Source organism: Streptomyces sp. TP-A0356 (assembly GCF_001417775.1).
In the GTDB taxonomy this organism is placed as follows: domain Bacteria; phylum Actinomycetota; class Actinomycetes; order Streptomycetales; family Streptomycetaceae; genus Streptomyces.
On the sequence record NZ_BBZJ01000020.1, the window covers coordinates 382422 to 409023 of the forward strand.

Annotated in this window: 25 protein-coding genes; 20 read left to right on the forward strand and 5 right to left on the reverse strand. The window is 71.7% G+C overall.

Annotated features, from left to right (window positions below; all coding sequences use genetic code 11):
• Positions 1-389: 389 nt before the first annotated feature.
• The 8 genes from rpe (at position 390) to ASC56_RS20410 (ending at position 7311) form a co-directional block, all read left to right on the forward strand.
• A complete protein-coding gene (gene rpe, locus ASC56_RS20375) occupies positions 390-1076 on the forward strand; it encodes a ribulose-phosphate 3-epimerase (RefSeq protein WP_055492896.1) in 687 nt (228 codons plus the stop codon).
• A gap of 78 nt (positions 1077-1154) precedes the next feature.
• A complete protein-coding gene (locus tag ASC56_RS20380) occupies positions 1155-2198 on the forward strand; it encodes a sugar-binding transcriptional regulator (protein ID WP_055493012.1) in 1044 nt (347 codons plus the stop codon).
• Positions 2199-2238: 40 nt separating this feature from the next.
• A complete protein-coding gene (locus tag ASC56_RS20385; protein WP_055492897.1) occupies positions 2239-2637 on the forward strand; it encodes a ribonuclease domain-containing protein in 399 nt (132 codons plus the stop codon).
• A complete protein-coding gene (locus ASC56_RS20390) occupies positions 2634-2987 on the forward strand; it encodes a barstar family protein (RefSeq protein WP_055492898.1) in 354 nt (117 codons plus the stop codon). The genes ASC56_RS20385 and ASC56_RS20390 overlap by 4 nt, the downstream gene beginning before the upstream one ends.
• A gap of 107 nt (positions 2988-3094) precedes the next feature.
• Complete coding sequence (locus tag ASC56_RS20395; RefSeq protein WP_055493013.1) at positions 3095-4537, forward strand: GuaB1 family IMP dehydrogenase-related protein; 1443 nt, start codon at positions 3095-3097, stop codon at positions 4535-4537.
• A gap of 129 nt (positions 4538-4666) precedes the next feature.
• Positions 4667-5062: a hypothetical protein gene (locus tag ASC56_RS20400; protein WP_055492899.1), complete on the forward strand. Its 396-nt coding sequence runs from the start codon at positions 4667-4669 to the stop codon at positions 5060-5062.
• 292 nt (positions 5063-5354) lie between these two features.
• Positions 5355-6848: an amino acid permease gene (locus ASC56_RS20405; protein ID WP_055492900.1), complete on the forward strand. Its 1494-nt coding sequence runs from the start codon at positions 5355-5357 to the stop codon at positions 6846-6848.
• Positions 6849-6858: 10 nt separating this feature from the next.
• Positions 6859-7311, forward strand: a complete 453-nt coding sequence (locus ASC56_RS20410) for an Lrp/AsnC family transcriptional regulator (RefSeq protein ID WP_055492901.1) — start codon at positions 6859-6861, stop codon at positions 7309-7311.
• Between the two features lie 198 nt (positions 7312-7509).
• Here the strand turns inward: ASC56_RS20410 and ASC56_RS20415 are convergent, their stop codons facing one another.
• The gene (locus tag ASC56_RS20415; protein WP_055492902.1) at positions 7510-8250 is read right to left on the reverse strand and encodes a GntR family transcriptional regulator; all 741 of its coding nucleotides are present in this window, start codon (positions 8248-8250) and stop codon (positions 7510-7512) included.
• A 212-nt stretch (positions 8251-8462) separates the two neighbouring features.
• On the opposite strand from ASC56_RS20415, the gene ASC56_RS20420 reads away from it, so the two are divergent.
• From ASC56_RS20420 to ASC56_RS20465, 10 genes are all read left to right on the forward strand, one after another.
• Positions 8463-9620: an ABC transporter substrate-binding protein gene (locus ASC56_RS20420; protein WP_055492903.1), complete on the forward strand. Its 1158-nt coding sequence runs from the start codon at positions 8463-8465 to the stop codon at positions 9618-9620.
• Positions 9617-10516, forward strand: a complete 900-nt coding sequence (locus ASC56_RS20425) for an ABC transporter permease subunit (RefSeq protein WP_055492904.1) — start codon at positions 9617-9619, stop codon at positions 10514-10516. The genes ASC56_RS20420 and ASC56_RS20425 overlap by 4 nt, the downstream gene beginning before the upstream one ends.
• A complete protein-coding gene (locus tag ASC56_RS20430) occupies positions 10504-11316 on the forward strand; it encodes an ABC transporter permease (RefSeq protein ID WP_055492905.1) in 813 nt (270 codons plus the stop codon). Before ASC56_RS20425 ends, ASC56_RS20430 begins: the two co-directional genes overlap by 13 nt.
• Positions 11313-12401, forward strand: a complete 1089-nt coding sequence (locus ASC56_RS20435; protein ID WP_371330194.1) for an ABC transporter ATP-binding protein — start codon at positions 11313-11315, stop codon at positions 12399-12401. The genes ASC56_RS20430 and ASC56_RS20435 overlap by 4 nt, the downstream gene beginning before the upstream one ends.
• A gap of 11 nt (positions 12402-12412) precedes the next feature.
• Positions 12413-13879 (forward strand): HAD-IA family hydrolase, encoded by a 1467-nt coding sequence (locus tag ASC56_RS20440; RefSeq protein ID WP_055492907.1) that lies wholly within the window; start codon positions 12413-12415, stop codon positions 13877-13879.
• Between the two features lie 137 nt (positions 13880-14016).
• The gene (locus tag ASC56_RS20445) at positions 14017-16419 is read left to right on the forward strand and encodes a nitrate- and nitrite sensing domain-containing protein (RefSeq protein WP_079102611.1); all 2403 of its coding nucleotides are present in this window, start codon (positions 14017-14019) and stop codon (positions 16417-16419) included.
• On the forward strand, positions 16409-16858 hold the full coding sequence (locus tag ASC56_RS20450) for a roadblock/LC7 domain-containing protein (protein WP_055492909.1): 450 nt from the start codon (positions 16409-16411) through the stop codon (positions 16856-16858). Before ASC56_RS20445 ends, ASC56_RS20450 begins: the two co-directional genes overlap by 11 nt.
• 6 nt (positions 16859-16864) lie before the next feature.
• Positions 16865-17245, forward strand: a complete 381-nt coding sequence (locus tag ASC56_RS20455; RefSeq protein WP_234377001.1) for a DUF742 domain-containing protein — start codon at positions 16865-16867, stop codon at positions 17243-17245.
• Between the two features lie 188 nt (positions 17246-17433).
• Positions 17434-18222 carry a carbon-nitrogen hydrolase family protein gene (locus ASC56_RS20460; protein WP_055492910.1) on the forward strand — a complete coding sequence of 263 codons (789 nt, stop codon included), beginning with the start codon at positions 17434-17436 and terminating at the stop codon, positions 18220-18222.
• A 49-nt stretch (positions 18223-18271) separates the two neighbouring features.
• Positions 18272-19969: an NAD(P)/FAD-dependent oxidoreductase gene (locus ASC56_RS20465; RefSeq protein WP_055492911.1), complete on the forward strand. Its 1698-nt coding sequence runs from the start codon at positions 18272-18274 to the stop codon at positions 19967-19969.
• 27 nt (positions 19970-19996) lie between these two features.
• Here the strand turns inward: ASC56_RS20465 and ASC56_RS20470 are convergent, their stop codons facing one another.
• From ASC56_RS20470 to ASC56_RS20480, 3 genes are all read right to left on the reverse strand, one after another.
• On the reverse strand, positions 19997-20926 hold the full coding sequence (locus ASC56_RS20470; protein WP_055492912.1) for an LLM class F420-dependent oxidoreductase: 930 nt from the start codon (positions 20924-20926) through the stop codon (positions 19997-19999).
• 88 nt (positions 20927-21014) lie between these two features.
• Positions 21015-21689 carry a DUF5995 family protein gene (locus tag ASC56_RS20475; RefSeq protein ID WP_055493015.1) on the reverse strand — a complete coding sequence of 225 codons (675 nt, stop codon included), beginning with the start codon at positions 21687-21689 and terminating at the stop codon, positions 21015-21017.
• A 282-nt stretch (positions 21690-21971) separates the two neighbouring features.
• Entirely contained in the window at positions 21972-23399 is a 1428-nt protein-coding gene (locus ASC56_RS20480) for a uracil-xanthine permease family protein (protein ID WP_055492913.1), read from the reverse strand.
• Positions 23400-23521: 122 nt separating this feature from the next.
• Between ASC56_RS20480 and ASC56_RS20485 the strand changes: the two genes are divergently transcribed.
• Positions 23522-24796: an alginate lyase family protein gene (locus tag ASC56_RS20485; RefSeq protein ID WP_055492914.1), complete on the forward strand. Its 1275-nt coding sequence runs from the start codon at positions 23522-23524 to the stop codon at positions 24794-24796.
• Positions 24797-24893: 97 nt separating this feature from the next.
• Positions 24894-25352 carry a thioesterase family protein gene (locus ASC56_RS20490; RefSeq protein WP_055492915.1) on the forward strand — a complete coding sequence of 153 codons (459 nt, stop codon included), beginning with the start codon at positions 24894-24896 and terminating at the stop codon, positions 25350-25352.
• Here the strand turns inward: ASC56_RS20490 and ASC56_RS20495 are convergent.
• Positions 25312-26523, reverse strand: a complete 1212-nt coding sequence (locus ASC56_RS20495; protein WP_055493016.1) for an MFS transporter — start codon at positions 26521-26523, stop codon at positions 25312-25314. The genes ASC56_RS20490 and ASC56_RS20495 overlap by 41 nt on opposite strands.
• Positions 26524-26602 lie beyond the last annotated feature (79 nt).

Genomic DNA, 26602 nt, shown 5'->3' on the forward strand with positions numbered 1-26602 from the left:
GGGTGGGCGGGCGACCGGGCGGCTCGGTGGCGGGGTGAACTGGGCGAACCGGGTGAGCGGGCGGTCGGGTGAGTCGGATCACCGGGGGCCGGAGGGCGCCCGGAGGCTGGGTGGCTGGGCGGCCGGGCGAGCCGGTGGGCCGGATGGCCGGGCGAGCCGGATGACTGGGTGGCTGGGCGAGCCGGTGGGTCGGATGACTGGGTGGCTGGGCGAGCCGGTGGGCCGGATGACCGGGCGAGCCGGATGACTGGGTGGCTGGGCGAGCCGGAGGGCCGGAGGGCCGGTGGCCGGGCGAGCCGGATGGCCGGATGGGCGTCATCGATTTCAGGGCTTTTCCCAGTAGCCGGACCGAGGACACCAACCCGTGCCGGGCATGGCAGGCTTGGCTCATGGCCGTGCAGATCAACCCCAGCATCCTGTCCGCCGACTTCGCCCGTCTCGCCGAGGAGGCGAAGGCCGTGGAAGGGGCCGACTGGCTCCACGTCGACGTCATGGACAACCATTTCGTTCCGAACCTGACGCTCGGCGTGCCGATCGTGGAGTCCCTGGTACGGGCGACGGACACCCCGCTGGACCTGCACCTGATGATCGAGGACGCCGATCGGTGGGCGCCCCAGTACGTCGAAGCGGGTGCCGGATCCGTCACCTTCCACGTCGAGGCCGCCGCCGCGCCCGTGCGGCTCGCCCGTGAGATCCGGGCCAAGGGCGCCCGGGCCTCCATGGCCCTCAAGCCCGCGACGCCCATCGAGCCGTACGAGGACCTGCTGCCCGAGCTGGACATGCTGCTGATCATGACCGTCGAGCCCGGCTTCGGCGGTCAGGCGTTCCTGGACATCATGCTTCCCAAGATCCGCCGCACCCGTGAGCTGATCAGCAAGCACGGCCTCGAACTCTGGCTGCAGGTCGACGGCGGTGTCTCGGCCTCCACCATCGAACAGTGCGCGGAGGCGGGCGCGGACGTCTTCGTGGCCGGTTCGGCGGTGTACGGGGCGGCCGACCCGGCCGCCGCGGTACGTGCATTGCGCACCCAGGCGGAGCGGGCGACCGCCCGAGGGTCATGGGCGTGCGACGACTGAGCCAACGGAACCTGAACGCCGACCGTCCGGGCTGATCAAGTACGCCGGATCTGCAAGGATGAACGGCGAATGCACCGTGTGAACAGCAGTGAGGAGATGGCCGTGTCGGGTATGTCGGCGGGCCGGTCAGCCATGCGGATGGGACCCGCTGAGCTGGTGCAGGCGGCGGCCATGGCCCGTCGCTTCTATCTCGAGGGCAAGTCCAAGATCCAGATCGCTGAGGAGTTCGGCGTCAGCCGCTTCAAGGTGGCCCGGGTCCTGGAGACCGCCCTCGAACGGGATCTCGTACGGATCGAGATCCGTGTGCCGGCCGAGCTGGACGCCGAGCGCTCCGATGCGCTGCGCGCCCGCTACGGCCTCAGACACGCTGTCGTGGTCGAGTCCCCGGCCGATGCCGAGGAGTCGCCCGACCCCGAGAACCTCGGAGAGGTGGCCGCCGACCTGCTCGGCGAGCTGGTCACCGAGGGGGATGTGCTGGGCCTGGCCTGGGGCCGCTCCACCATCCACATGGCGGCGGCCCTGGACCGACTGCCGCCCTGCACGGTGGTGCAGCTGACGGGCGTGTACGACGCCGGGACCGCCGAGCGCGGCTCGGTGGAGGCCGTCCGCCGGGCCGCGCAGGTCGCGGGCGGCGACGCGCACCCCATCTACGCGCCGATGCTGCTGCCCGACGCGGCGACCGCGGCGGCGCTGCGCAACCAGACGGGGATCGCCCGCGCCTTCGAGTACTTCGACAAGGTCACGGTCGCCTGTGTCTCCATCGGCTCCTGGGAGCCGGGCATCTCGACGGTGCACGACATGCTCAGCGACGAGGAGCGCGCCCACTACGCGTCCCTCGGTGTCGCCGCCGAGATGTCAGCGCACCTCTTCGACGCCGAGGGCCGCCGGGTCGGACGGGACCTGGGGGAACGATGCATCACCGTCAAGGCGGACCAGCTGCGTCGTATCCCCGAGGTCGTCGCGATCGCGGGCGGGCAGCGGAAGGCGGCCGCGATCGACGCGGTGCTGCGGTCGGGGCTCGTCACCAGCCTGGTGACGGACACCTCGGCGGCGGACTATCTGATGTCGGCGGGGCCGACGCCGAGGCCCGCGCTCAACCGCGCGGACCCGGACGGGCACTGACAGGCGCTCGCGAGGGGACGGCTGTGGCAGCATCGGCGCCATGCTGCTGCGGTCCGTCCCTCGCGCGCTCGCGGGGCTCTTCGTCTGTCTGACCGTCCTGCTCACCGCGTGTTCCCCGACGCACCCCAGCGCCTCGGCGCCGACCGCGTCGTCGGCCCGGCGGACGGCGACCGTCCAGGAGTCCCGGCTGCCCGTCGAGGCCCGGCACACCCTCGCCCTCATCGACAAGGGCGGCCCCTTCCCGTACGCCCAGGACGGCGTCGTCTTCGGCAACTTCGAGCGCCTGCTGCCACAGCACGCGCGTGGCTACTACCACGAGTACACGGTGCGGACACCGGGCTCGCGCGACCGGGGGGCCCGCCGCATTGTCACCGGGCAGGGCGGTGAGATCTACTACACGGACGATCACTATCACTCGTTCAAGGCGGTGCTGAGATGACCGACGACCTCGCGGGCCGGCTCGTGGTCGCGCTGGACCTCGACGGGGCCGCCGACAAGGCCGCGTTCATGGAGCGGGTCGTGCGCGCCCTGGACCTGCCGGACTGGTTCGGGCGCAACTGGGACGCGCTCGCCGACTCGCTCACCGACCGCACCGTCTGGCCCCGGGAGGCCGCCGAGAAGGGGCTGCTGCTCGTCGTACGGGGCTGGCAGCAGTACGCGAAGGCGCGGCCCGACGAGTGGGAGACCGCCCGGGAGGTCTTCTCGGAGGCGGTGGACCGCACTCCGGAGCTCTCCGTGGCGCTCGCGCTTGGAGGATCCCACGAAGACCCCGCTGACCTGCCTGGATGATCTGTCCGGGGACCGTGTCACCCCCGTCATGGGAGAATGAAGTACGTGCTCTTCCCCCTGGCTGTCCTGTTAGGGGGCCGCCTCTGATCGACTGGGATGTGCAGCACGTGCGTTTCCTCAATGACATCCAGCCCGCGTACGACCTGACGTACGACGACGTGTTCATGGTGCCGAGCCGCTCCGCAGTCGGTTCCCGCCAGGGCGTGGACCTCGCTTCCCCCGACGGCACGGGCACCACCATTCCGCTGGTCGTCGCCAACATGACGGCCATCGCCGGCCGCCGCATGGCGGAGACGGTCGCCCGTCGCGGCGGCCTCGTCGTCATACCGCAGGACATCCCGATCGACGTGGTCACCGAGGTGATCTCCTGGGTGAAGAGCCGCCACCTGGTGCTCGACACCCCGATCGTGCTGGCTCCGCACCAGACCGTCGCCGACGCCCTGGCGCTGCTGTCCAAGCGTGCGCACAACGCCGGTGTGGTGGTCGACGCGGAGCACCGGCCGATCGGTGTGGTCACCGACGCCGACCTCTCCGGAGTGGACCGCTTCACCCAGCTCGAGGTGGTCATGTCGAAGGACCTGCTGCTCCTCGACGCCGGCATCGACCCGCGCGAGGCCTTCAACATCCTCGACGGCGCCAACCGCCGCTACGCGCCCGCCGTCGACCAGGACGGCAAGCTCGCCGGCATCCTCACCCGCAAGGGTGCTCTGCGCGCCACGCTCTACACGCCGGCCACCGACGCGCAGGGCAGGCTGCGCATCGCCGCCGCCGTGGGCATCAACGGCGACGCCGGGGGCAAGGCCAAGCAGCTGCTCGACGCGGGTGTCGACACGCTCGTCATCGACACCGCCCACGGGCATCAGGAGTCGATGCTCAGCACGATCGCGACCGTACGGGCGCTCGACCCGCGGGTACCGCTCGTGGCGGGCAACATCGTCGCCGCCGAGGGTGTGCGGGACCTGATCGAGGCCGGCGCGGACATCGTCAAGGTCGGGGTGGGCCCCGGCGCCATGTGCACCACGCGGATGATGACGGGCGTCGGCCGCCCGCAGTTCTCGGCGGTCCTGGAGTGCGCCGCCGAGGCGAGGAAGTACGGCAAGCACGTGTGGGCCGACGGCGGTGTGCGCCACCCGCGCGACGTGGCGATGGCCCTGGCGGCGGGCGCGTCCAACGTGATGATCGGCTCCTGGTTCGCGGGCACGTACGAGTCCCCGGGTGATCTGCAGCAGGACGCCAACGGCCGCCTGTACAAGGAGTCGTTCGGCATGGCGTCGGCCCGTGCGGTCCGCAACCGTACGTCGGAGGAGTCGGCGTACGACCGTGCCCGCAAGGCCCTGTTCGAGGAGGGCATCTCGACCTCCCGCATGTTCCTCGACCCGGGCCGCCCGGGCGTCGAGGACCTGATCGACTCGATCATCGCGGGGGTCCGCTCCTCCTGCACCTACGCGGGCGCAAGCTCCCTCGAGGAGTTCGCCGAGCGGGCCGTCGTGGGCATCCAGAGCGCGGCCGGCTACGCGGAGGGCGAGCCCCTGCACGCCAGCTGGAACTGACGCACGCCGCCCTCGGTACGGCCCCTGCTGTCCCTTCGCCGGGAGACCGGGGGCCGTCGGTGTGTCACCGCGCCGACGGGCCGCTGTGCCGGCTTTGACGTCGATCCACCGTGACGACACGCTGGAGGAGTGACCACACCGGAGAACGTCGAACCCCGGTACACGCTGCTGACCGCCGCCGCCCGGCTGGACGAGCTGCGCGCCCGGGAGTCGCTCGCCGGGGCCGGGAGCGGCGCCGGTCAGCCGGATCGTGGGGAGCTGCTGGAGCTGCTGGCGCTGAGCGAGGTCGTGGCCCGCAAGGCGGCGTACGGGCGGCAGCTCACCGTGCGCGCGGCGCGGGCTGCCGGGGCCTCCTGGGCGCAGATCGGTGCCGCGCTCGGTACCAGCAGGCAGGCCGCCTGCGAGGCCCACGCGCGGTGGCTGGACGCCCATGCGGCGGCCTATGGGCGACCTGGACGGCGGGGCACGGGCACGGTGGACGCGGCCGGGACACGGACGGCCTGCGGGGAGCCCGGGGAGAGCTGACAACGGACGGCGGCGCAGCGGACGGCGGCCACACGGCCAGGTCCCGCTGCCTCGGTGAAGGGGCGTGCGCAAACATCGAAAGGGCTTGCGCAACGAACATCGCGTGACCGCCCGATGAACGCAACGATCTTCCGGAGACGCGCAAGGTTGCTGCATTACGCCCGTGAAGGGCGGACTCGTAAGGTCGTGCGCTATACGTGGCGTGGCGAGGACCCCGCTCGGTGGTCCCCCGTCCCGTGGGTGCTGCCGGTCCCGCCTGCCCCCTTGACCGGCAGCGATAAGGAGCCGACGCGTGCTCGACCAAGGCGCACCCCCGCAGTCCCACACCCATCCAGACTCCGCGACACCCGGCCTAGGCGCACGTCTGATGCGCCGCAAGCCCGTGGAGCGCCTGGTCGCCGAGGGCGGCCAGGGCGAGGGAGGGACGCTGCGGCGTTCCCTCGGGCTGTGGCAGCTCACCATGATCAGCATCGGTGCCACCCTCGGCACCGGCATCTTCGTGGTCCTCGGCGAAGCCGTCCCCAAGGCCGGTCCCGCCGTCACCCTCTCCTTCGTGATCGCCGGCCTCACCGCACTGTTCTCCGCCCTCTCCTACGCCGAGCTGGCGGGTACGATCCCGGTCTCCGGGTCCTCGTACTCGTATGCGTACGCAACGATGGGCGAGCTGATCGCCTGGATCTGCGGCTGGTGTCTGGTCCTGGAGTACGGCGTGTCGGTCGCCGCCGTCGCGGTCGGCTGGGGCCAGTACCTCAACGAGCTGCTGGACGGGACCATCGGCGTCACCATCCCGGCCGCGCTGTCCGCGCCGCCCGGGGACGGTGGCATCTTCAACCTGCCCGCGCTGATCGTCGTCATGCTCGCCATGGCGTTCCTGCTCGGCGGCGCCAAGGAGTCCGCGCGAGCCAACACGATCATGGTCCTTGTGAAGATCGCCGCGCTGGTGCTGTTCTGCCTGATCGGCATCCAGGGCTTCCGCTCCGGCAACTACGCGAACTTCATGCCGCTCGGCATGGCCGGCGTCAGCGCCGCGGGGGCCACGCTCTTCTTCTCGTACATCGGCTTCGACGCCGCCTCCACGGCCGGTGAGGAGGCGAAGAACGCACAGCGCGACCTGCCACGCGCCATCATGCTGTCGCTGGTCATCGTCACGGCGCTGTACGTCGTCGTCGCGGCCGTCGCCGTGGGCGCGAAGCCCTGGAAGCGGTTCAACGACTCGGAGGCCGCGCTCGCCCAGATCATGAAGGACGTCACGGGACAGACCTTCTGGGGCACGCTGCTCGCTGCCTGTGCGGTCATCGCCATCGCGAGCGTCGTGCTGACCGTGCTCTACGGCCAGACGCGCATCCTCTTCGCGATGTCCCGGGACGGCCTCGTGCCCAAGGTGTTCTCGCGCGTCCACCCGCGGACCGGCACGCCCCGCGCCAACACCGTCATCGTCTCCGTCTTCTGCGGTGTCCTCGCCGCCGCGATCCCGCTCGGGCAACTCGCCGACGCCACCAGCATCGGCACGCTCTTCGCCTTCGCGCTGGTCAACGTCGCGGTGGTGGTGCTGCGCCGGATGCGTCCGCACATGACCCGCACCTTCCGGGTGCCGCTGTCGCCGGTGCTGCCCGCGATCGGCTTCTTCTTCTGCGTCTGGATGATGGGCAGCCTCTCGGCCGTCACCTGGGTGGTCTTCGGTGTCTGGATGGCCGTCGGGCTCGTGTTCTACTTCGTGTATGGCCACCGGCGCTCCCGGTTGGCCGCCGTGGAGCCCGCGGCATCCGCAGTCACCGCAGAGAAGTGAACCGCCCGCCTTGCTGAACGATCTCGACGAACGCATCGTCCACGCCCTCGCCGAGGACGCCCGCCGCTCCTACGCGGACATCGGGCAACTGGTCGGCCTGTCCGCGCCCGCCGTGAAGCGGCGCGTGGACCGACTGCGCGCGACCGGCGCCATCACCGGGTTCACCGTACGGGTGGATCCGGCGGCGCTCGGCTGGGAGACCGAGGGGTTCGTCGAGATCCACTGCCGGCGTAACACCTCGCCGGAGACCATCCAGCGGGGCCTGGAGCGTTACCAGGAAGTCGTGGCCGCCTCCACCGTCACCGGTGAGGCGGACGCGATCGCCCAGGTCTTCGCCTCCGACATGCGCCACTTCGAGCGCGTGCTGGAGCGGATCGCCGGGGAGCCGTTCGTGGAGCGCACCAAGTCGGTGCTCGTGCTGTCGCCGCTGCTGCGACGGTTCTCGTCCGGCTCGCCGACCTAGGGCGCTTCTGACGGATCCCCGCGGGACAAGGAGCGGCGTCCGGTGCGGCGAGAGTGGGTGCCGGGCGTCGCGACGCCGCGGAGCTCCGTCAGAAGGGCCCTGGGCCGGCCGGCGGCGCGTGGCTGTGGCAGCCCAACGGCGTCGGCCCGCGCAACGCGTTCCGCGCGGCCGCCGTCCGGGGAGTAGGTCCGTGTCCGGTCACTCGGCGGGTTTGCGTGCCAGTGCGTTGTTGCCGATCGAGTTGTGCACGCTGAAGCTCACGGCGTCCGAGCGGTAGCGGTCGTCCGACCACTCCACCGGGCGCCCTTCGCGCGTCGTGGTCACCCGGCGGACCCGCAGGAGCGGGCTGGTGCGGCGTACGCCGAGCAGTTCGGCGTCCTGGGCGCCTGCCGCCACCGCGTCGATGACGTGCTCGCCGTAGGCGAAGACCAGGCCCGTGTCCTCGAAGAGCCGCTGGGTGACGGACGGGCAGTCGGGCTCGATGGCCTCCACCGCCGGAGAGATCCAGTCCGCGTACACGGTTCGCTCCAGGAGCACCGGCTCACCGTCCAGCCCGCGCACCCGCAGCACGTGCAACACCCGTGTCCTCTCCCGCAGTTGGAGGCGCAGGGCATCCTCCTTCGTCGCCGGGCGGTACTCCTGCTCGACCACCTGGCCGGTCGCCTCGCGCCCCATCGTCCGCGCCCACTGCGCGAAGCTGCGCAGCTCGGCGAAGCTCTGGCTGCGGCGGCTGGCCAGAACCACCCGGCGCGCGCCCTGCCGCGAGCCGATGAGCCCCTCGGTGGTCAGGGCCGCCACGGCCTGGCGGACCGTGCCGCGCGAGACGCCGTAGTGGGCCGCGAGAACCGTCTCCGCCGGGAGGAGACTGCCCACCGTGTACTCCTCGCGGTCTATCGCCCGCCGCAGTTCGTCGGCGATCTCCTCGTGTCGCGCCGCCATGCTTCCCCTCTGAGTCGGCTGCTGTGCACAGCGTGACCAGCCTAATCGAGACCTGGGTGTGATCTGCACAGGAGGAGATTGTGCAGGCAAACAGGGCTCAGGGTTTCGTCGTCGTTAACCGACAGGACACCAGTAGCGGGCGTACTGGGGCCAACTTGTTCGGACAAGTTCTTCGTCTGAGCTCACCCTCGTGCGTACTCTCAGGAGAGACCGTGACCGTGTTCCTGCCGAGGACAGCCGTCCTCACCGGTGGCCTCGCCGTCGCCGCCGCACTCGCCCTCAGCGCCTGTGGCGCGGCCCCCGACAACGCGTCGACCACCGCGGGCGGCAAGAGCGCGGCCACCGCGACCTCCGCCGCGGACTTCGGCGGCCTCGACGCCCTCGTGAAGGCGGCCAAGAAGGAGGGCACGCTGCACGCGATCGCCGTGCCCCGCGACTGGGCCAACTACGGCGCCGTGATCGACGGCTTCCAGAAGAAGTACGGCATCAAGGTCGATGTCGAGAACCCGGACGGCTCCAGCCAGGACGAGATCAACGCCGTCACCTCCCGCAAGGGCCAGGACCGCGCCCCCGACGTGCTCGACCTCGGCAGCTCCTTCGCGCTCAGCGCCGCCCAGCAGGGGCTCCTCGCCCCGTACAAGGTGACCGGCTTCGCCGGCATCCCCGCGGGCCAGAAGGACCCGCAGGCGCGCTGGTACAACGACTACGGCGGCTACGTCTCCATCGGCTGCGACGCCAAGCGCGTGAAGACGTGCCCCACCACCTTCGCCGACCTGCTCAAGCCGCAGTACAAGGGCCAGGTCGCGCTGAACGGCAACCCGACCAAGTCGGGTTCGGCCTTCGGCGGCGTCTATGCGGCGGCCCTCGCGAACGGCGGCTCGTTCGACAACATCCAGCCGGGCCTCGACTTCTTCGCCAAGCTGAAGAAGAGCGGCAACTACACGCCGGTCGAGTCGACGCCCGCCACGGTCGAGAAGGGCGAGACCCCGATCAGCATCGACTGGGACTACCTCAACGCCGGGTACGCCGACGAGTTCAAGTCCAAGGGCCTGGACTGGAAGGTCGCCGTCCCGAGCGACGGCAAGTTCTCCCAGTACTACTCCCAGGCCGTCAACAAGGACGCCCCGCACCCGGCGGCCGCCCGTCTGTGGCAGGAGTACCTCTACAGCACCGAGGGCCAGAACCTCTGGCTCAAGGGACACGCCCGCCCGGCCCTGATGCCGGCGATGGAGAAGGCCGGCACGCTCGACAAGGCCGCCGCGGCCAAGCTGCCCCAGGTGACCGGCACGCCCACCTTCCCGACCGAGGCCCAGCAGAGCAAGGCCAAGACGGTCATCGCGCAGGGCTGGGGGAAGGCCGTCTCCGGATGACCGCCGTCCTCACCGAGGCCGAGATGGCGCCCGCCGCTGCACCGAAGCAGCGGCGGCGCCGCGCCTCCGGCCGGCTCGCCGTCGTCCCGCTGCTGGTCGTCACGGCCATCGCCTTCGGAATACCCGCCCTCGCCATGCTGAACGGCGCCTTCACCGTCAAGGACCCGACGACGGGCGCCACGTCGTACAGCACGGCCAATCTGACCCAGTCCCTGCACGGCGCCTACCTCACGGCCATGATCGGCAGTGTCAAGCTGTCCGCCCTCTCCGCCGCCCTCGGCACCGTCCTCGGACTGCTGCTCGCCCAGGCCGTGGTGACCTCCCGCTTCCGCGCGCTGCGCGAGGCCGTGCTCACCGCGTCCGGCGTCCTCGCCAACTTCGGCGGCGTCCCGCTGGCCTTCGCCTTCGTCGCCACCCTCGGCAACTCGGGAGTGCTGACCCGCCACCTGGGCCTGAGCGACAAGGGCTGGAGCCTCTACAGCTTCTGGGGTCTGGTCATCGTCTATCTGTACTTCCTGATCCCGCTGATGGTCCTCACCATCACCCCGGCTCTGGAGGGCCTGCGCTCCCAGTGGCGCGAGGCCGCGCAGAACAACGGAGCCACCGGCTTCCAGTACTGGCGGCATGTCGCCCTGCCCGTGCTGCTGCCCTCGCTGCTCGGCGGATTCGTCCTGCTCTTCGGCAGCGCCTTCTCCGCGTACGCCACCGCCGCGGCCATGGTGGGCAGCGCGGTCCCGCTGGTCACCCTGCAGATCGCCGACGCCATCTCGGGCAACGTCCTGGTCGGCCAGGAGAACGTGGCGCTCGCCCTCAGCCTCGACATGGTCCTCGTCGCGGCCCTGGTCATGGCCGTCTACCTGCCCCTGCAACGACGGAGTGCGCGATGGCTCGCCTGAACCTGTGGCGGTGGGCCGTCCTGGCCTGCGCCGGACTGTACTTCCTGGTCCCGCTCGCCGCGTCCGTGCTCTTCACGGTCGACGTGTCCGGCCAGGGCATCACCTTCGACGCCTACCGGCAGATCGTCTCCACCCCCGGCTTCGGCTCCAGCCTGCTGCTCTCGCTGGAGCTGGCCGCCGCCACCATCGCCCTGGTCCTGCTGCTGATGGTGCCCGCCATGGTCGCGCTGCGGCTCGGCGCGCCCCGGCTGCGGCCCGTCGTCGAGGTGCTCTGCTCGCTGCCGCTGGTCGTACCCCCCATCGCGTTCGTCGCGGGCATCGCCACGGTCCTGAAGTGGGGGCCCGAGTACCTGTCGCGCACCCCGTTCTTCCAGACGCTCCTGGCGATCCAGAACCCGGACTTCCCGTTCGTGCTCGTACTCGCCTACGTCGTGATGGCGCTGCCGTTCGCGTACCGGGCGCTGGACGCGGGCCTGCGCGCCATGGACGTACGCACCCTCGTCGAGGCCGCACGCAGCTGCGGGGCGAGCCTGCCGTGGGCCCTGGTGCGGGCGGTGCTGCCCAATCTGCGCGGCGCGCTGCTCAACGCGTCCTTCCTCACGCTGGCGCTGGTCCTCGGCGAGTTCACCGTCGCCCAGCTGCTGGGCTTCACTCCGTTCGCCGTGTGGATCTACAGCGTCGGCGGCTCGCAGGCCCAGCTGTCCGTCGCCGTCTCCGTGCTCAGCCTGCTCGTCACCTGGGCCCTGCTCCTCTCGCTCTCCGTCTTCGGCGGACGTACCCGTACCGCCGCCAAGGGATGAACCACATGACGCTCGACAAGGCCGCAATACGAGACAAGGCCGCCGCCACCGTCGAATTCCACGGTCTGCGCCGGGAGTTCGGCCCGACCGTCGCCCTCGACGGGCTCGACCTGACCGTGCAGCCCGGTGAACTCCTCGCCCTGCTCGGCCCGTCCGGCTGCGGCAAGACCACCGCGCTGCGCATGCTCGCCGGGTTCGAGCACCCCGACTCCGGCGAGGTGCTGGTCGACGGCCAGGACGTCACCCGTGTACCGGCGCACCGCCGCGACGCCGGCATGGTCTTCCAGTCCTACAGCCTCTTCCCGCACCTCAACGCCGTCGACAACGTGGCCTTCGGGCTGCGGATGCGCAAGGTGCGTACGGCCGAACGCCGCAAGCGGGCCGCCGACCTGCTCGACCTGGTGGGGCTCGGCGACAAGGCCGAGCGCTTCCCGCACCAGCTCTCCGGCGGGCAGCAGCAGCGCGTCGCACTGGCCCGTGCGCTCGCCCTGCGCCCTCGCGTCCTGCTGCTCGACGAGCCGCTGTCGGCGCTCGACGCCAAGGTACGGCTCACGCTGCGCGAGGAGATCCGCCGCCTTCAGCAGGAACTCGGCATCACCACCCTGTTCGTCACGCACGACCAGGAGGAGGCCCTGTCCATGGCGGACCGGGTCGCGGTGATGCGCGCGGGCAAGCTCGAACAGTGCGCCGCTCCGGCCGAGTTGTACGGCCGCCCGGCCACCCCCTTCGTCGCCGAGTTCGTCGGCACGATGAGCCGGATCCCGGGAGTGCGCACCGACGACACGGTGGAGGTCCTCGGCCGGAAGCTGCCGGTCGACGGGGAGGCGCCCGCCGCGTCCGAGGTCGACGTGCTGGTGCGGCCCGAGGCGGTCCGGGTGGAGGCGGACGAGGAGGGCGACGCGCGGATCGTCGCCACTGCCTTCCTCGGCGCGGCCGTCCGGGTCACCGTTCGGCTCGCCGACGGCACCGAGGTCAAGGCCGACGTGCCCGCACACGAAGCCGCGGGGCTCGGCGCCGGGACCGCCGTCGGCGTGGCGCTGCCCGAGCGTCCGGTCCTCGTGGCAGAACGTATGAACCACTCGTGAAAGAGGGAAACGTGACCCCCCACCCCCGACTCCCGCTCCAGGCCGTTCTGTTCGACATGGACGGCACGCTCGTCGACACCGAGCGGCTGTGGTGGGAGGCGGTGGAGCACGTCGCAGGAAGGGCCCTGACCGAGGCGGACCAGCCGGAGGTGCTCGGCCGGCCGGTCGAGCACACCGCCGCATGGCTGGGCGAGGCCACGGGTGCGCCCGTCGCGGACCTCGCGGCCGCGCTGCACCGGGAGTTCACCGGCCGCGTCCGCACCGGCGTCGTGCCCCGCCCCGGAGCTCTGGACCTGCTCGACGCCCTCGCCCGGGACGGCGTGCCCACCGCCCTGGTGACCGCCTCCCCGCGCGCCCTCGCCGACACCGTCATCGAGGCCCTCGGCGCCGGGCACTTCGCGGTCTCCGTCACCGCCGACGACACCGAGCGCACCAAGCCCGCGCCCGACCCGTACCTGGCCGCCTGCCGCGCGCTCGGCGTCGACCCCGTGGGCTGTGTGGCCGTCGAGGACACCGAGACCGGTGTGGCCTCCGCCGAGGCGGCCGGCTGTGCCGTCCTCGCGGTCCCGTCGCTCGCCCCCATCGGCGCGGCGCCCGGCCGGACCGTGCGCGAGAGCCTCACCGGGGTCACCCCGGAGCAACTCGGCGCCCTGGTCACCGGTGAACTGCGCGTCATGAGCTGGAACCTCTGGCTGGGCGGCACCAGGGTCGACGACCACCGGGCCAAGCAGCTCAAGGCCGTCCTGGAGAGCGGGGCGGACGTCGTCGGGCTCCAGGAGACGGGCGGCACCGCGGCCCAGGAACTGGCGGAGGCCCTCGGCTGGTACCACCACCGGGCCGGCGAGAACCTCGGCGTCATCAGCCGGTACCCGATCACGGCCCGCTTCGGGGACCCCGCCGTCGGCTTCTACGGGGCGGCGGGCGTACGCATCCGGATGGACCGGGGCCGTGAGGTGGACGTCTGGACGGCCCATCTGCACTACACGCCGTACGGCCCCTACGAGTCCGTCTTCGACGGGCTCCCGCCGGCCGAGCTGATCGCCCACGAGGAGGTGCGGCTCGCGCAGATGCGGGACACCCTGCGGCGGATCGGCGAGTCGTCCGCCGACGGGGTTCCGATCGTCCTCGTGGGCGACTTCAACTGCCCCTCGCACCTGGACTGGCCGGAGGTGGAATGGCCGGTGACGAAGGCCGCCGAGGAGGCGGGCCTGCGCGACTCCTACCGGGAGGCGCACCCGGACCCGCTCGCCGACCCCGGCCCGACCTGGTCGCCGATCCACCCCGTGCACGAGGACGGCAGCGGACGCCCCGAACCGCAGGACCGGATCGACTACGTGCTGCACCGCGGTCTCACGGTCCTCGACTCCCGCACGTACGTGGTGGGCACCCCGCGCCCCTGGCCCGAAGTCGCCGGGAACGACTGGCCGTCGGACCACGCGGCGGTGCTCACCACCTTCGCGGTGCCCCGGACGGCCTGACCGGGTGTTACCCCAGGCAACCATTGCGGTCGCGTGTGCCATCCCGTAGGTTGTGCGGCACTCGCTACCGCCGGGTAACCGGGGGTAACGCCAGCCCCCCGCAAGCCACCCGAACGTCCTGCCGCCCTGGGGAGACCATGCGCTGGCCCTTCGGCCGTCCCACCACGGTACGAGCCCGGATCGTGGCGCTCGCGCTCGCTCCGGCGATCGCCCTGATGACGCTGTGGAGTTTCGCCATGGTGTCGGTCACCGGCGAACTCCGCGCGCTCGTCAGACTCCAGGGCGTGTACGTGGACTTCGGCACGCCCGTGGACACGGCCATCGGGCAGATCCAGATCGAACGGCGGCTCGCGGCGGCGTATCTGGGCGGCGGTCACCGCAACGGGGCCGCCGTCGACCTGCTGGAGCAGCAGCGCCGTACCGACCAGGCCGTGAACGCCATGCGCGACGCGATCCAGAGGGGGGACCGCAGCCGGCTGTCCGAACGGCAGCGTCAGGTGCTCGACGGCACACTCGCCGCCGTGGGCAAGCTGGAGGGGCTGCGGGAGCGCGTGCTGGGTGGCCGCATCTCCTGGGACGGTGCGGTGGCCGAGTACAGCACCCTGGTGGAACCGGGCTTCGACGTGCAGTCCTCGCTCACCGCCCTTCAGGCGGGTCAGCTCGCGCGGGAGGCGCAGGTCGTCATCGAGCTGGTGCGGGTGCGGGAGTTCGTCTCGCGCGAGGACGCGCTCGTCGCGGGTGCGCGGGCCGCCGGCCGTCTGACCGACCCGCAGTACGACGCCCTGACGGCGACCATAGAGGACCGGCGGGTCTTCGAGCGGACGTATGTGCCCGACCTGCCGTCCGACTCGCGTGCGCTCTTCGAGGAGTTCCAGCGCGGGCCGGTGCACCGGGCGCTGACCCAGGGGGAGGACGCCCTGCTCGGGGCGGGGGCCGGGCACGCGGGTCAGGCCGTGGCGGCCGACGCGTGGCGGACCACCACCGACCGGGCGGTCAAGCAGTACATGCTGATGTGCACGCAGTCGGCCGAGAACTCGGCCGCGCGCGGGCGGGCGTTCGCCTATCGGGAGTTCTTCAAGGCCGCCGCCGTCGGTGTGCTCGGCCTCGCCGCCATGGGGCTGTCGCTGTGGTTCGCGGTGCGCGGCGCACGCCGAATCTCCCGCCGTCTGGAGACGCTGCGGGACACCGCCGACCTGCTGACCACCCGGCAGCTGCCGCACGTCATGGAGCGGCTCAGCGCGGGCGAGGAGGTGGACGCCGCTGCCGAGGCGCCGCCCCTGGCCGACGAGGAGCTCAGGCCCGACGAGATCGGCCAGGTCGGCCGGTCCTTCAACGCCGCGCGTCTGGCCGCCGTGGAGGCCGCCGTCAAGCAGGCCACCCTGCGCCGGGGGCTGTTCGCGGTGCTGCTGAACATCGCACGCCGCAACCAGGCGCTGGTGCATCGGCAGTTGAAGCTCGTCGACACGCTGGAGCGGCGCACGGACGACCCGGACGTCCTGGAGGAACTGTTCCGGATCGACCATCTGACCACTCGTATGCGGCGCCACGCGGAGAGCCTGATCATCCTCTCCGGCGCGGCGCCCGGACGCCGATGGCGGCGGCCCGTGCCGATCGCCGACGTGGTGTCCTCCGCGGTGAGCGAGATCGAGGACTACGCGCGCGTCGTGGTCCCGCCGATGCCGGAGGCCGGTGTCGCGGCGGACGCCGTCGCCGACGTCGTCCATCTGATCGCCGAACTCCTGGAGAACGCCACGGTGTTCTCGCCGCCGCACACCCAGGTCACCATGCGCGCGAGCCGGGCGGGCGGCGGATTCGTCCTGGAGATCGACGACCGCGGCCTGGGCCTCGGCCCCGAGCAGAGCGACGAGGCCCGGCGCACCCTGACGCGCCCGGACGACTTCGACCCGACGCGTCACGACCGGCTCGGGCTGTACGTCGTGGGCCGGCTCGCCGCCCGGCACGGCATCGAGGTCACGCTGTGCCGGTCGCCGTACGGCGGCACGACGGCGGTGGTGCTGCTGCCCGAGACGGTACTGGCGGACGTGGAGCTCGCGGCGCCCGTACGGCCGGCGGACGCGCCGGTACGGGGGCTGCCCTCCCGGAGGGGGACGGCGGTGCTCTCCCGTGAGCAGGCGCCCCGGCGCCTGCGCGAGCAGGGGCTGCGCGTGCTCGGCACCACGGAGGACCCCCCGGCCGACGGCGCGGAGCAGGTCCCCGGGGCGGCCGGCCAGGACGGGGGTCGTGCTACGGAGACCCGGGACAGGGGCCGAAGGAAGGACAGCCAGGCCGCCGGCCCCGCCCCCGGCACCCCCGCCCTGCCCACCCGGGTCCGTCAGACCTCCCTGGCCCCGGGCCTGCGCGACGAGGCCACGTCCGCCGACGACTCCCCGGGGCGGGAGCTGAGCGCCGAGGAGGTGCGGGCCGTCTTCGGCGCCTTCCAGCGCGGGCTCGACCGGGGCCGCAGGGGCGTCCCGACGAGTACCGGCCCCACGGAGCGAACCCACACCGAGGAAGGGACGGAGGCGGACGATGCGCCGTGACCAGAACCCCGAGCACTCCGCCGGGGCCCCCGAGCCGCCGGGCACGGACCTCGGCTGGCTGCTCGACGACCTCGTGGCCAGAACCGACCATGTCCGCCAGGCCGTCCTGCTGACCGCCGACGGCCTTCCGCTGAGCTGTTCGGACGGCATGCGCAGACGGGACATCGAGCACCTGGCCGCCGTATGCTCCGGCTTCCACAGCCTCGCGGACTCGGTGGGGGAGCGGTTCGGCGCCGGGGAGGTGCGGCAGACGATGGTGATGCTCGACGACGCCTACCTCTTCATCACCCCGGCCGGTGACGGCACCCGCCTGGCCGTGCTCAGCGAGGTACAGACCGACGTCGGGCAGCTGGCCCACGAGATGGCGCTGCTCGTCCGCCGCGTGGGCCGCCACCTGGACGCCGCCGTGCGCTCGGCCGCGGGCCCCGCCGGCTCCTGACCGGCAGTGTCGGACGACCACTGGTACGAGGACGAGACCGGGTCGATGGTGCGCCCCTACACCGTGACCCGGGGGCGGACCCGCCCCTCGGCCCGGCATGCCATCGATCTGATGTCGCAGGTCAGCGCGGTGGAGGCGGACGACGCCCCAGCGCGCGTCGACCATGCCCGCGCCTGCCTGCTCGACCTGGTGCGCCATGGCCCCCGGCCGGTCGCCGAGCTCGCCGCGGACGCCGACCTCCCCCTGACCGTCGTACGCGTCATGCTCGGCGACCTGGCCGAGGCCGGACTGGTGCGCATCGACGAGCCGCGGCGCGCGGTGCGCGGCGGGCCGGAGGCCGACCCGGAACTGCTGCGGGAGATCGTGGAGCGGCTGCGCGAGCTGTGAGCCGTGTGACACTCTCGCCCAGAGACGCAGGTCACACGCCGAGAGCGCACAACGAATCGCCGCCCGGCCCCGTTCGCACGCAACGATCCGCTCACCGGCGCGCAACGGCTCCTCCTTGTCCGGCAAAGGGCGCCGACCGTACCTTTAGCTGAATCCCAACCCCCCTTCCGTACCGGTGGAGAACACGCATGCGCACCGCCCTGCTCCAGAGCTCCGGACGCCCCGGCTCGGTCGCCGAGAACCTCAAGGTGCTCGACGAGGCCGCGGGCCGTGCCGCCGCCGCGGGCTCCGCGCTGCTGGTCGCACCGGAGATGTTCCTCACCGGGTACGCGATCGGCGGCGACATCGCCCGGCTCGCCGAGCCCGCCGACGGCGACTCCGCGGACGCGATCGCCGAGATCACCTCCCGGCACGGTCTCGCGATCGCCTACGGCTACCCGGAGCGCGACGGCGAGACCGTCTTCAACTCCGCCCAGCTGATCTCCGCCGACGGCACCCGCCTCGCGAACTACCGCAAGACCCACCTCTTCGGCCGCTTCGAGCGCGATCACTTCACGCCGGGCGAGAAGCCGGTCGTGCAGGCGGAGGTGGACGGGCTGACCGTCGGCCTGATGATCTGCTACGACGTCGAGTTCCCGGAGAACGTCCGCGCCCACGCCCTGGCCGGCACCGACCTCCTCGTGGTCCCGACGGCCCAGATGCATCCGTTCCAGTTCGTCGCCGAGTCCCTCGTCCCGGTGCGGGCCTTCGAGAACCAGATGTACGTCGCCTACGTCAACCGGGTCGGACAGGAAGGGGAGTTCGAGTTCGTCGGGCTGTCCGCCCTCGCCGGGCCCGACGGGATCGCCCGTGCCCGGGCCGGCCGTGGCGAGCAGCTCGTCCTCGCCGACGTGGACCCCGCCCACCTCGCCGCCTCCCGCGAGGCGAACCCGTACCTCAAGGACCGCCGCCCCGGTCTCTACGGGTCCCTCGTCTGACCCCCTTCAGCCTTCCCAGAGTTCATTCCGCGCAAGGAGTCCGTACCCCATGACGTCCACGGTGCCCAACGCCGTCGAGCACGCAGACGAGCAGCAGCCGCCGATCACCATGTTCGGCCCGGACTTCCCGTACGCGTACGACGACTTCCTCGCCCACCCGGCGGGTCTCGGTCAGATACCCGCGACCGAGCACGGCACCGAGGTCGCGGTGATCGGCGGCGGCCTGTCCGGCATCGTGGCCGCCTACGAGCTGATGAAGATGGGCCTCAAGCCCGTCGTCTACGAGGCCGACCGGATCGGCGGCCGACTGCGCACCGTCGGCTTCGACGGCTGCGACCCGTCCCTGACCGCCGAGATGGGCGCCATGCGCTTCCCGCCGTCCTCCACGGCGCTGCAGCACTACATCGACCTGGTGGGTCTGGAGACCAGGCCGTTCCCCAACCCGCTGGCCGAGGCGACCCCGTCGACCGTGGTCGACCTCAAGGGCGAGACCCATTACGCCGAGACGCTCGCCGACCTCCCGCAGGTCTACCGCGACGTGGCGAACGCGTGGAACGCCTGCCTGGAGGAGGGCGCCGACTTCTCCGACATGAACCGCGCCATGCGGGAGCGGGACGTCCCCCGCATCCGCGAGATCTGGGCGAAGCTCGTCGAGAAGCTCGACAACCAGACGTTCTACGGCTTCCTCTGCGACTCCGAGGCCTTCAAGTCCTTCCGGCACCGCGAGATCTTCGGTCAGGTCGGCTTCGGCACCGGCGGCTGGGACACCGACTTCCCCAACTCCATCCTGGAGATCCTGCGGGTCGTCTACACCGAGGCCGACGACCACCACCGCGGTATCGTCGGCGGCTCCCAGCAGCTGCCGCTGCGCCTGTGGGAGCGCGAGCCGGCGAAGATCGTGCACTGGGCCCACGGCACGTCCCTGAAGTCCCTGCACGAGAACGGCGAGCCCCGTCCCGCCGTCACCCGGCTGCACCGCAGCGCGGGCAACCGGATCACCGTCACCGACGCGAACGGCGACATCCGTACGTTCCAGGCGGCCGTCTTCACCGCCCAGTCCTGGATGCTGCTGTCCAAGATCGCCTGCGACGACGCGCTCTTCCCGATCGACCACTGGACGGCGATCGAGCGGACGCACTACATGGAGAGCTCCAAGCTCTTCGTGCCGGTCGACCGGCCGTTCTGGCTCGACAAGGACGAGCGGACCGGCCGTGACGTCATGTCGATGACGCTCACCGACCGCATGACCCGCGGCACCTACCTCCTGGACGACGGTCCGGACAAGCCCGCCGTCATCTGCCTCTCCTACACCTGGTGCGACGACAGCCTGAAGTGGCTGCCGCTGTCCGCGAACGAGCGGATGGAGGTCATGCTGAAGTCGCTCGGCGAGATCTACCCGAACGTCGACATCAGGAAGCACATCATCGGCAACCCGGTGACGGTCTCCTGGGAGAACGAGCCCTACTTCATGGGCGCGTTCAAGGCGAACCTGCCGGGCCACTACCGCTACCAGCGGCGCCTGTTCACGCACTTCATGCAGGACCGGCTGCCGGCCGACAAGCGGGGCATCTTCCTGGCCGGCGACGACATCTCCTGGACCGCCGGCTGGGCCGAGGGCGCCGTGCAGACCGCGCTCAACGCCGTGTGGGGCGTCATGCACCACTTCGGTGGCGCGACCGACCCGGCCAACCCCGGCCCGGGCGACGTCTACGACGAGATCGCTCCGGTCGAGCTGCCGGAGGACTGAGCCGGGCCGGTGCCCAGGGGCTGCCGGTCAGATCCCGGCCGCCCGCGCCGCCGTGTACAGCTCGGCGGCCACGTCCTTCAGCTCCTGCGCGTCCCGCGTCGAACCCTGCAGGTCGACGAAGATGTCGTCGAGGCCGATCTCGGCGTGGGCCGCCAGGTCCGCGATGATCTGATCGACGTTCCCCTGGAAGGGGCCGCGGTCAGGGCCGTCGTACGCCTTGGCCGTGTACGCGGCGTTGACGCGGAGCACGGTCTGCAGGGGCGTGGTGCGGCCCCGCTCGGCGGCCAGATCCTGCAACTCGCGCCACTGCGCGGCCACCACGTCGGCGCCCAGTCCGATCGGGAGCCATCCGTCGGCCTTGTCGACCAGCCGCCGCTGGGCCGTTCTGTTGGTCGCCGCCAGCAGGATGGGGATGGGCCGGGCCGGCTTGGGGGAGACCGCCGCCGAGTAGATCTTCGTGATCCTGCCCTCGTAGCTGACCGGGTCCGGGCCCCAGACCGCGCGGCACACCTCGATCACCTCGTCCATCACCTTGCCGCGCTCCTCGAAGGGGCGGATGCCGGCCGCGGCGTACTCGTCGAGGGACCAGCCCGTGCCCAGGCCCGCCACGACCCGGCCGCCGCTCGCCGCGTCCAGCGAGGCGAGCGCCTTGGCGAGCTGGAAGGGCACGTGCAGGGGCGCCACCAGCACGCTCGTGCCGAGCCGGGCCCGGTGGGTCGCGGCGGCGGCGAGCGTGAGCGTCACCAGCGGATGGGCCACCCCGCGATAGCTGTCCGGCCAGGGCAGTCCCTCGATGCCGTACAGGCCCTGGGTGGTGGACTCGGGGAACAGCGCCCGCTCGTACACCCACAGGCTTTCGTAGCCCATTTCCTCGGCGGCGCGTGCCACGTCGGGCACGTCCCGCCCGATGTCGTACTGCTTGTTCTGGGGGAGGCTGAGTCCGAGCCGGGTCGCCATACTGTGCTCCTTCGCCGTGGATGTGCCTCCCGCCGAACGTATCGTGATCACACGACGGTTCAGGCCGCGACAGGCGTGGACACGTGGATCAGTGCGGCAGCGGTGTGAGCAGCATGCGGCTCGCGAATCCCGTCGCCGCGTCCAGCCGCCGTGCGAACTCCCCGGCCAGCTCCGGCAGTCCGCGCAGTGCCCACAGCGCACGGGCCGCCGACCAGGCTGCCTCGCGCGCCCGTTCCAGACTCCACGCGTCGAACAGATGCGTGAGCGGGTCGGCGATGTGGAGCAGGTCGGGACCCGGCATCAGATCTTCGCGGATGCGCTCCTCCAGCGAGACGAGGATGTCGCCCACGCCGTCGAACTCGTCCTGCAGATCGGCCGGTTCGCAGCCGAGCGTACGACAGGCGTCCACGACGGAGAGCGCGAGGTCGTGCCCGATGTGCGCATTGATGCCCGCGAGCGCGAACTGCAACGGCCGTACGCCCGGATGGCGCCGGAACTGGAACAGCGGCCGCCAGCAGGCGGGCAAGGGCCCCCCTTCGGCCACGGACAGATACCGCTCGGCGAACCGCACGTCGAGGGTTGTCGCGGCCCGTGCGTCCGGGAAGCACCCGGCGTCCAGCCGGCGGTCGACCTCCTCGGTGACGGTGAGGTAGACGCGGTTGAAGACGGCGACGCCGTCCCGCGGCAGCCAGGCCTCGTCGAGCGCGCGCATACGTGAGACGACCGCGTCCACTCCGGTCGTGAACTGCTCCGACAGCACCATGAGGGCAGGGTCGCAGCCCTGGGTCGGCCGGAGTGCCACCGGCCCGCGGGCTTCCCCGGAACGGGGGATCCCGCCGGTGGTCCATGCGGGGGACAGGGGGGTGAGCGGTACCGGTTGGAACCCGGCCGTCGAACAGGCCTCGCCGCTGGGCCGCGCGGGCGCCGCCGCGCCCGAGGGCTCCGACGGCGTCGAGACCAGCCGCAACGGCAACGGCGCCCCGGCCCGACGGCCAGCGGCGCGACCCGGTCGGCCGCAGGATCAGTCGGCGGCCCCGTCGGCGGGCTACGAACCGGTGCGCCGGCCGGTGTCCGGTACGGAGGCGTCGACCTTCTCGCCGGTCGCTTCGCCATACGTGGAGGTGCCCGAGTCCAGCAGCGGCTCCTGAGCCTTGAGGTGGGCGGGAGCCAGGGCCCGCAGGGCGTGGTAGCCGGTGATGACGACCAGCGTGCCCAGCGCGATGCCGCTCAGCGAGAAGGTGTCGGTGAACTTCAGGGAGACGTTGCCGACGCCGATGATGATGCCCGCCGCGGCCGGCACCAGGTTCAGCGGATTGCGCAGATCGACCTTGGAGTTGATCCAGATCTGCGCGCCGAGGAGTCCGATCATGCCGTAGAGGATCACGGTGATGCCGCCGAGCACCCCACCGGGGATCGCGGCGACGATCGCACCGAACTTGGGGCAGACCCCGAACAGGAGGGCGAAGCCGGCCGCGGCCCAGTAGGCGGCGGTCGAGTAGACGCGGGTGGCGGCCATCACGCCGATGTTCTCGGAGTACGTGGTGTTCGGCGGGCCGCCGACCGCGGTGGAGAGCATGGAGGCGACACCGTCGGCGGAGATCGCCGTGCCCAGCTTGTCGTCCAGCGGGTCGCCGGTCATCTCGCCGACCGCCTTGACGTGCCCGGCGTTCTCCGCGACCAGCGCGATCACCACGGGCAGGGCGACCAGGACCGCGGACCACTGGAAGGACGGCCCGTGGAAGTGGGGCAGACCGATCCAGTCCGCATGGCCGACGCCCGACAGGTCCAGTCGCCAGTGGTCGGTGAGCCTGCCGCTCGCGTCCACCGAGTGGATCTTCCCGAGGATCCGGTCGAACAGCCATGAGATCCCGTACCCGAGGACGAGCCCGAGGAAGATGGCGATCCGGGACCAGAAGCCGCGCAGACAGACCACGGCGAGACCGGTGAACAGCATCACCAGCAGGGCGGTCCACTGGTCCTGCGGCCAGTACGTCGACGCGGTCACCGGCGCGAGGTTGAACCCGATCAGCATGACGACCGCGCCGGTCACGATCGGCGGCATCGCCGCGTTGATGATCCGCGCCCCGAACCGCTGGACCGCGACGCCCACCAGGAACAGGGCGACGCCCACCACGAACACCGCGCCGGTGACGGTCGCACTGGTGCCGCCCTGTGCCCGGATGACCGCGGCGACTCCCACGAAGGAGAGCGAGCAGCCGAGGTAGCTGGGCACCCGTCCTCGGGTGGCCAGGAGGAAGATCACCGTCGCGACGCCCGACATCATGATCGCGAGATTGGGGTCGAGCCCCATCAGCACGGGCGCCACGAAGCTCGCGCCGAACATGGCCACGACGTGCTGGGCGCCGAGCCCGATCGTGCGGGGCCAGGAGAGCCGTTCGTCGGGTCGGACGACCGCTCCGGGTGCGGGTGTGTGCCCGTCACCGTGCAGCTTCCAGCGCACGCCGAGGTCCATGGTGAAGCTTCGCTTTCTCTGTACGTGAAGAACTGTCCGAACCATTGTCAGGGGCACCAGGCGGTCCTACGCTCACACGGTCCCATTCATGAACTGCATTCACATAGCTGATCGGAGTCTTGATGAGTGCCCGCTCCCGCCTGGCCACCCTGCTCGCCGCTGTGACGGCCTTCACGGCCTGCACGGCCGTCGGTGTGCCCGTCGCCTCCGCCCACACGGCACCGAGGGCCCCCCGCACGGTCGTCCTCGACGGCACCCGGCTCCAGCAGACCAGACTCCGGCTCCACCACGGAGACCCCGGACTGCGGCGGGCGCTCGAGGACCTCACCACGCGCGCCGACGCCTGGCTGGACCAGGGCCCCTGGACGGTCGTCGACAAGCCGAAGCCCGCGCCCGGCGGTGACGTCCACGACTACCTCAGCCAGGCCCCGTACTGGTGGCCCACCCAGCCGAAGACCGCCGGCAACCCCTGGGGCTGCCCCTATGTGCAGCGCGACGGGCAGCGCAACCCCGAGGTCGACACCGGAACCGACCGCCAGGACGCGGAGAAGGTCTTCGACTCGACCTATGACCTCTCGCTCGCCTGGTACTACACCGGGAAGCGGCAGTACGCCGAGAAGGCCGCCCAGGTCCTGCGCACCTGGTTCCTCGACCCGGCGACGAGGATGAACCCCGACCTGAACCACGGACAGTTCATTCCCTGCAAGTACGACGGCCGCGCCATCGGCATCATCGACTTCTCGCAGTCCTACACCAGCGTCCTGGACGCGATCGCCATCCTGGACACCGGCGCACCCGGCTGGTCCCCGGCCGACCGGACGGGGATGCGCGAGTGGAACACCGCCTTCCGTACCTGGCTGACGGACAGCGCCTTCGGCAAGGAGGAGGGGGCGGCCAGGAACAACCACGGCACCTTCTACGACATGCAGCTCGCCGCCCTGGCCTGTGCGACCGGCGACGAGACGCTGGCCCGGCAGACGGTCCTGGACGCGCGTGCCAGGCGCATCGACACTCAGATCGCCGGTGACGGCAGCCAGCCGCAGGAGCTCGCCCGGACGCGCAGCTGGCACTACTCGACCTTCGACCTGGTGGCGTACACCCGGCTCGCGGCCATCGGCCGGCACGTCGGCGTGGACCTGTGGTCCTACCGGGGACCGGACGGGCAGAGCCTGTTCAGGGCGGTGGACCATCTGCTGCCGGCCGCGACCGGCGCCGCGCCCTGGACGTACCCCGAACTGGAGTTCCATCGCTACGCGGCGACCGACGTCGTGCACGCGGCGGCGGACGCGGGCGATGCCCGGGCCCGGCAGGCCGTACGCAGGCTGGAGACACCGCCCGGCGGTGACCTCTGGGCGCTGCGGCCGGCCGCCGAGCAGCTGGACTCGATCGCGGGCTGACCCACGGGGGAGCCTGCTGAGCGACCGCTTACCATGGGCGTGTCCAGCGCCGCGGCGCCGCGAGCGCCTCACCAGGCCGATCCGAGGAGCCCCACCCGTGACCGCCGAAGCCCAGGCCGCGCCCGTCCTGTCCTACGGCCGGCTGATCCCCGTCGTCGTCCACTTCGACGACCTGGACGCGCTCGGCCTGCTCCACAACGCCCGCTACCCGGTGATGGTCGAGCGCGCCTGGACCACCCTCTGGCACGAGCGGGGCTTCGGCTTCGACGGCGACTGGGAGGCGGCGGGCGACTTCTGCAACGCCGTCAAGGAGCTGCGGATCTCCTACGAGGCCCCGGTGAACAAGCCGGGCGCGTACGCCGTGCACCTGTGGCTGGAGCGGCTCGGGAACACCGGACTGACGTACGGGTTCCGGTTCTGCTCGTCCGACGGAGCGGTGACGTACGCGCAGGGCACCCGGGTCCTCGTCCGGCTCGACGCGGCGACGCTGCGCCCGACGTCGTGGAGCGAGCGGTTCAGGGCCGTGGGCCGGGAACTGCTGCGCTCGGCCGACTGACCTTCGGTCGGTCGCGGTCGCCCGCGCGCAGAACGCCGGCGAACCCCGCGAGCCCGCACGCCAGCACCGTCACCAGGCCGAACGACACCACCAGGCTGGTGGCCTGGGCGAGGGTGCCGATGGCGCTCGGCGCGACCAGACCCGAGGTGTACGTGATGGTCGCGACACCCGCGATGGCCTGGCTCGGGTTGGGGCCGCTGCGGCCGGCCGCAGCGAAGCACAGCGGTACGACGACCGCGATACCCAGACCCATCAGCCCGAACCCGGCCATCGCCACCGCCGGGTGGCCCGCGACGACGACGAGCAGCCCCCCGAGCGTGGTGAACAGGCCACCGACCCGCACGGTCCGCACCGCGCCGTACCGGTCCACCACCCGGTCGCCGGCGATCCGCGCGATCGCCATGGTGAGCGTGAAGCCCGTGGTGCACGCGGCGGCGAGGCCGGCCGAACTGTCCAGCCGATCACGCAGATAGACCGCTGACCAGTCCAGGCTCGCCCCCTCCGCGAACACCGCGCAGAAGCCGACAGCGCCGATGAGCAGCGCCGACTTGGGCGGCAGTGCGAACCGGGGCGGTGGTTCCTCGTCCTCGGCGGGCCCCAGATCGAGGACCCAGGTGCACGCGACGAGGCCCAGCACGGTCAGCACCGCGGCGGCCAGGGCATGGTGCAGCCGGGCGTCCGAGCCCAGGTGCGCCGCGAGCGTGCCGGCCGCCGAGCCGATCAGGGCGCCCGTGCTCCACAGGCCGTGCAGACCGGACATGATCGATCTGCCGAGGCGGTTCTCGACCTCCACGCCCAGCGCGTTCATCGCCACGTCCGCCATGCCGGCCGAGGCGCCGAACACGAACAGGCCCACACACAGCAGCGGCAGGTTCGGGGCGAGGGACGGCAGGATCAGCGAGAGCGTCCACAGCGAGATCAGTCCGCGCAGCGCCGGGCGGGCGCCGAAGCGGTGGCTGATCCGGCCCGCGAGCGGCATCGCGACGGACGCGCCGAGCGCCGGGAACGCGAGGGCGAATCCCAGCTGGCCCGGGCCGACCTGCGCGTGGTCCTGGATCCAGGGCACGCGGGTCGCGAACGAGCCGGTGACGGCGCCGTGCACGGCGAACACCGCGGCCACGGCGTACCGGGCGCGCCTCACCTCCCGTCGACGGCCGACCCCTTCGGTCATCTCGCTCATTGTCCGCCCCCTTCCCGGCTGTGTCCGCCCGGACTGCGCGCGTAAACTATCAGGAACCCTGCCTGATAGA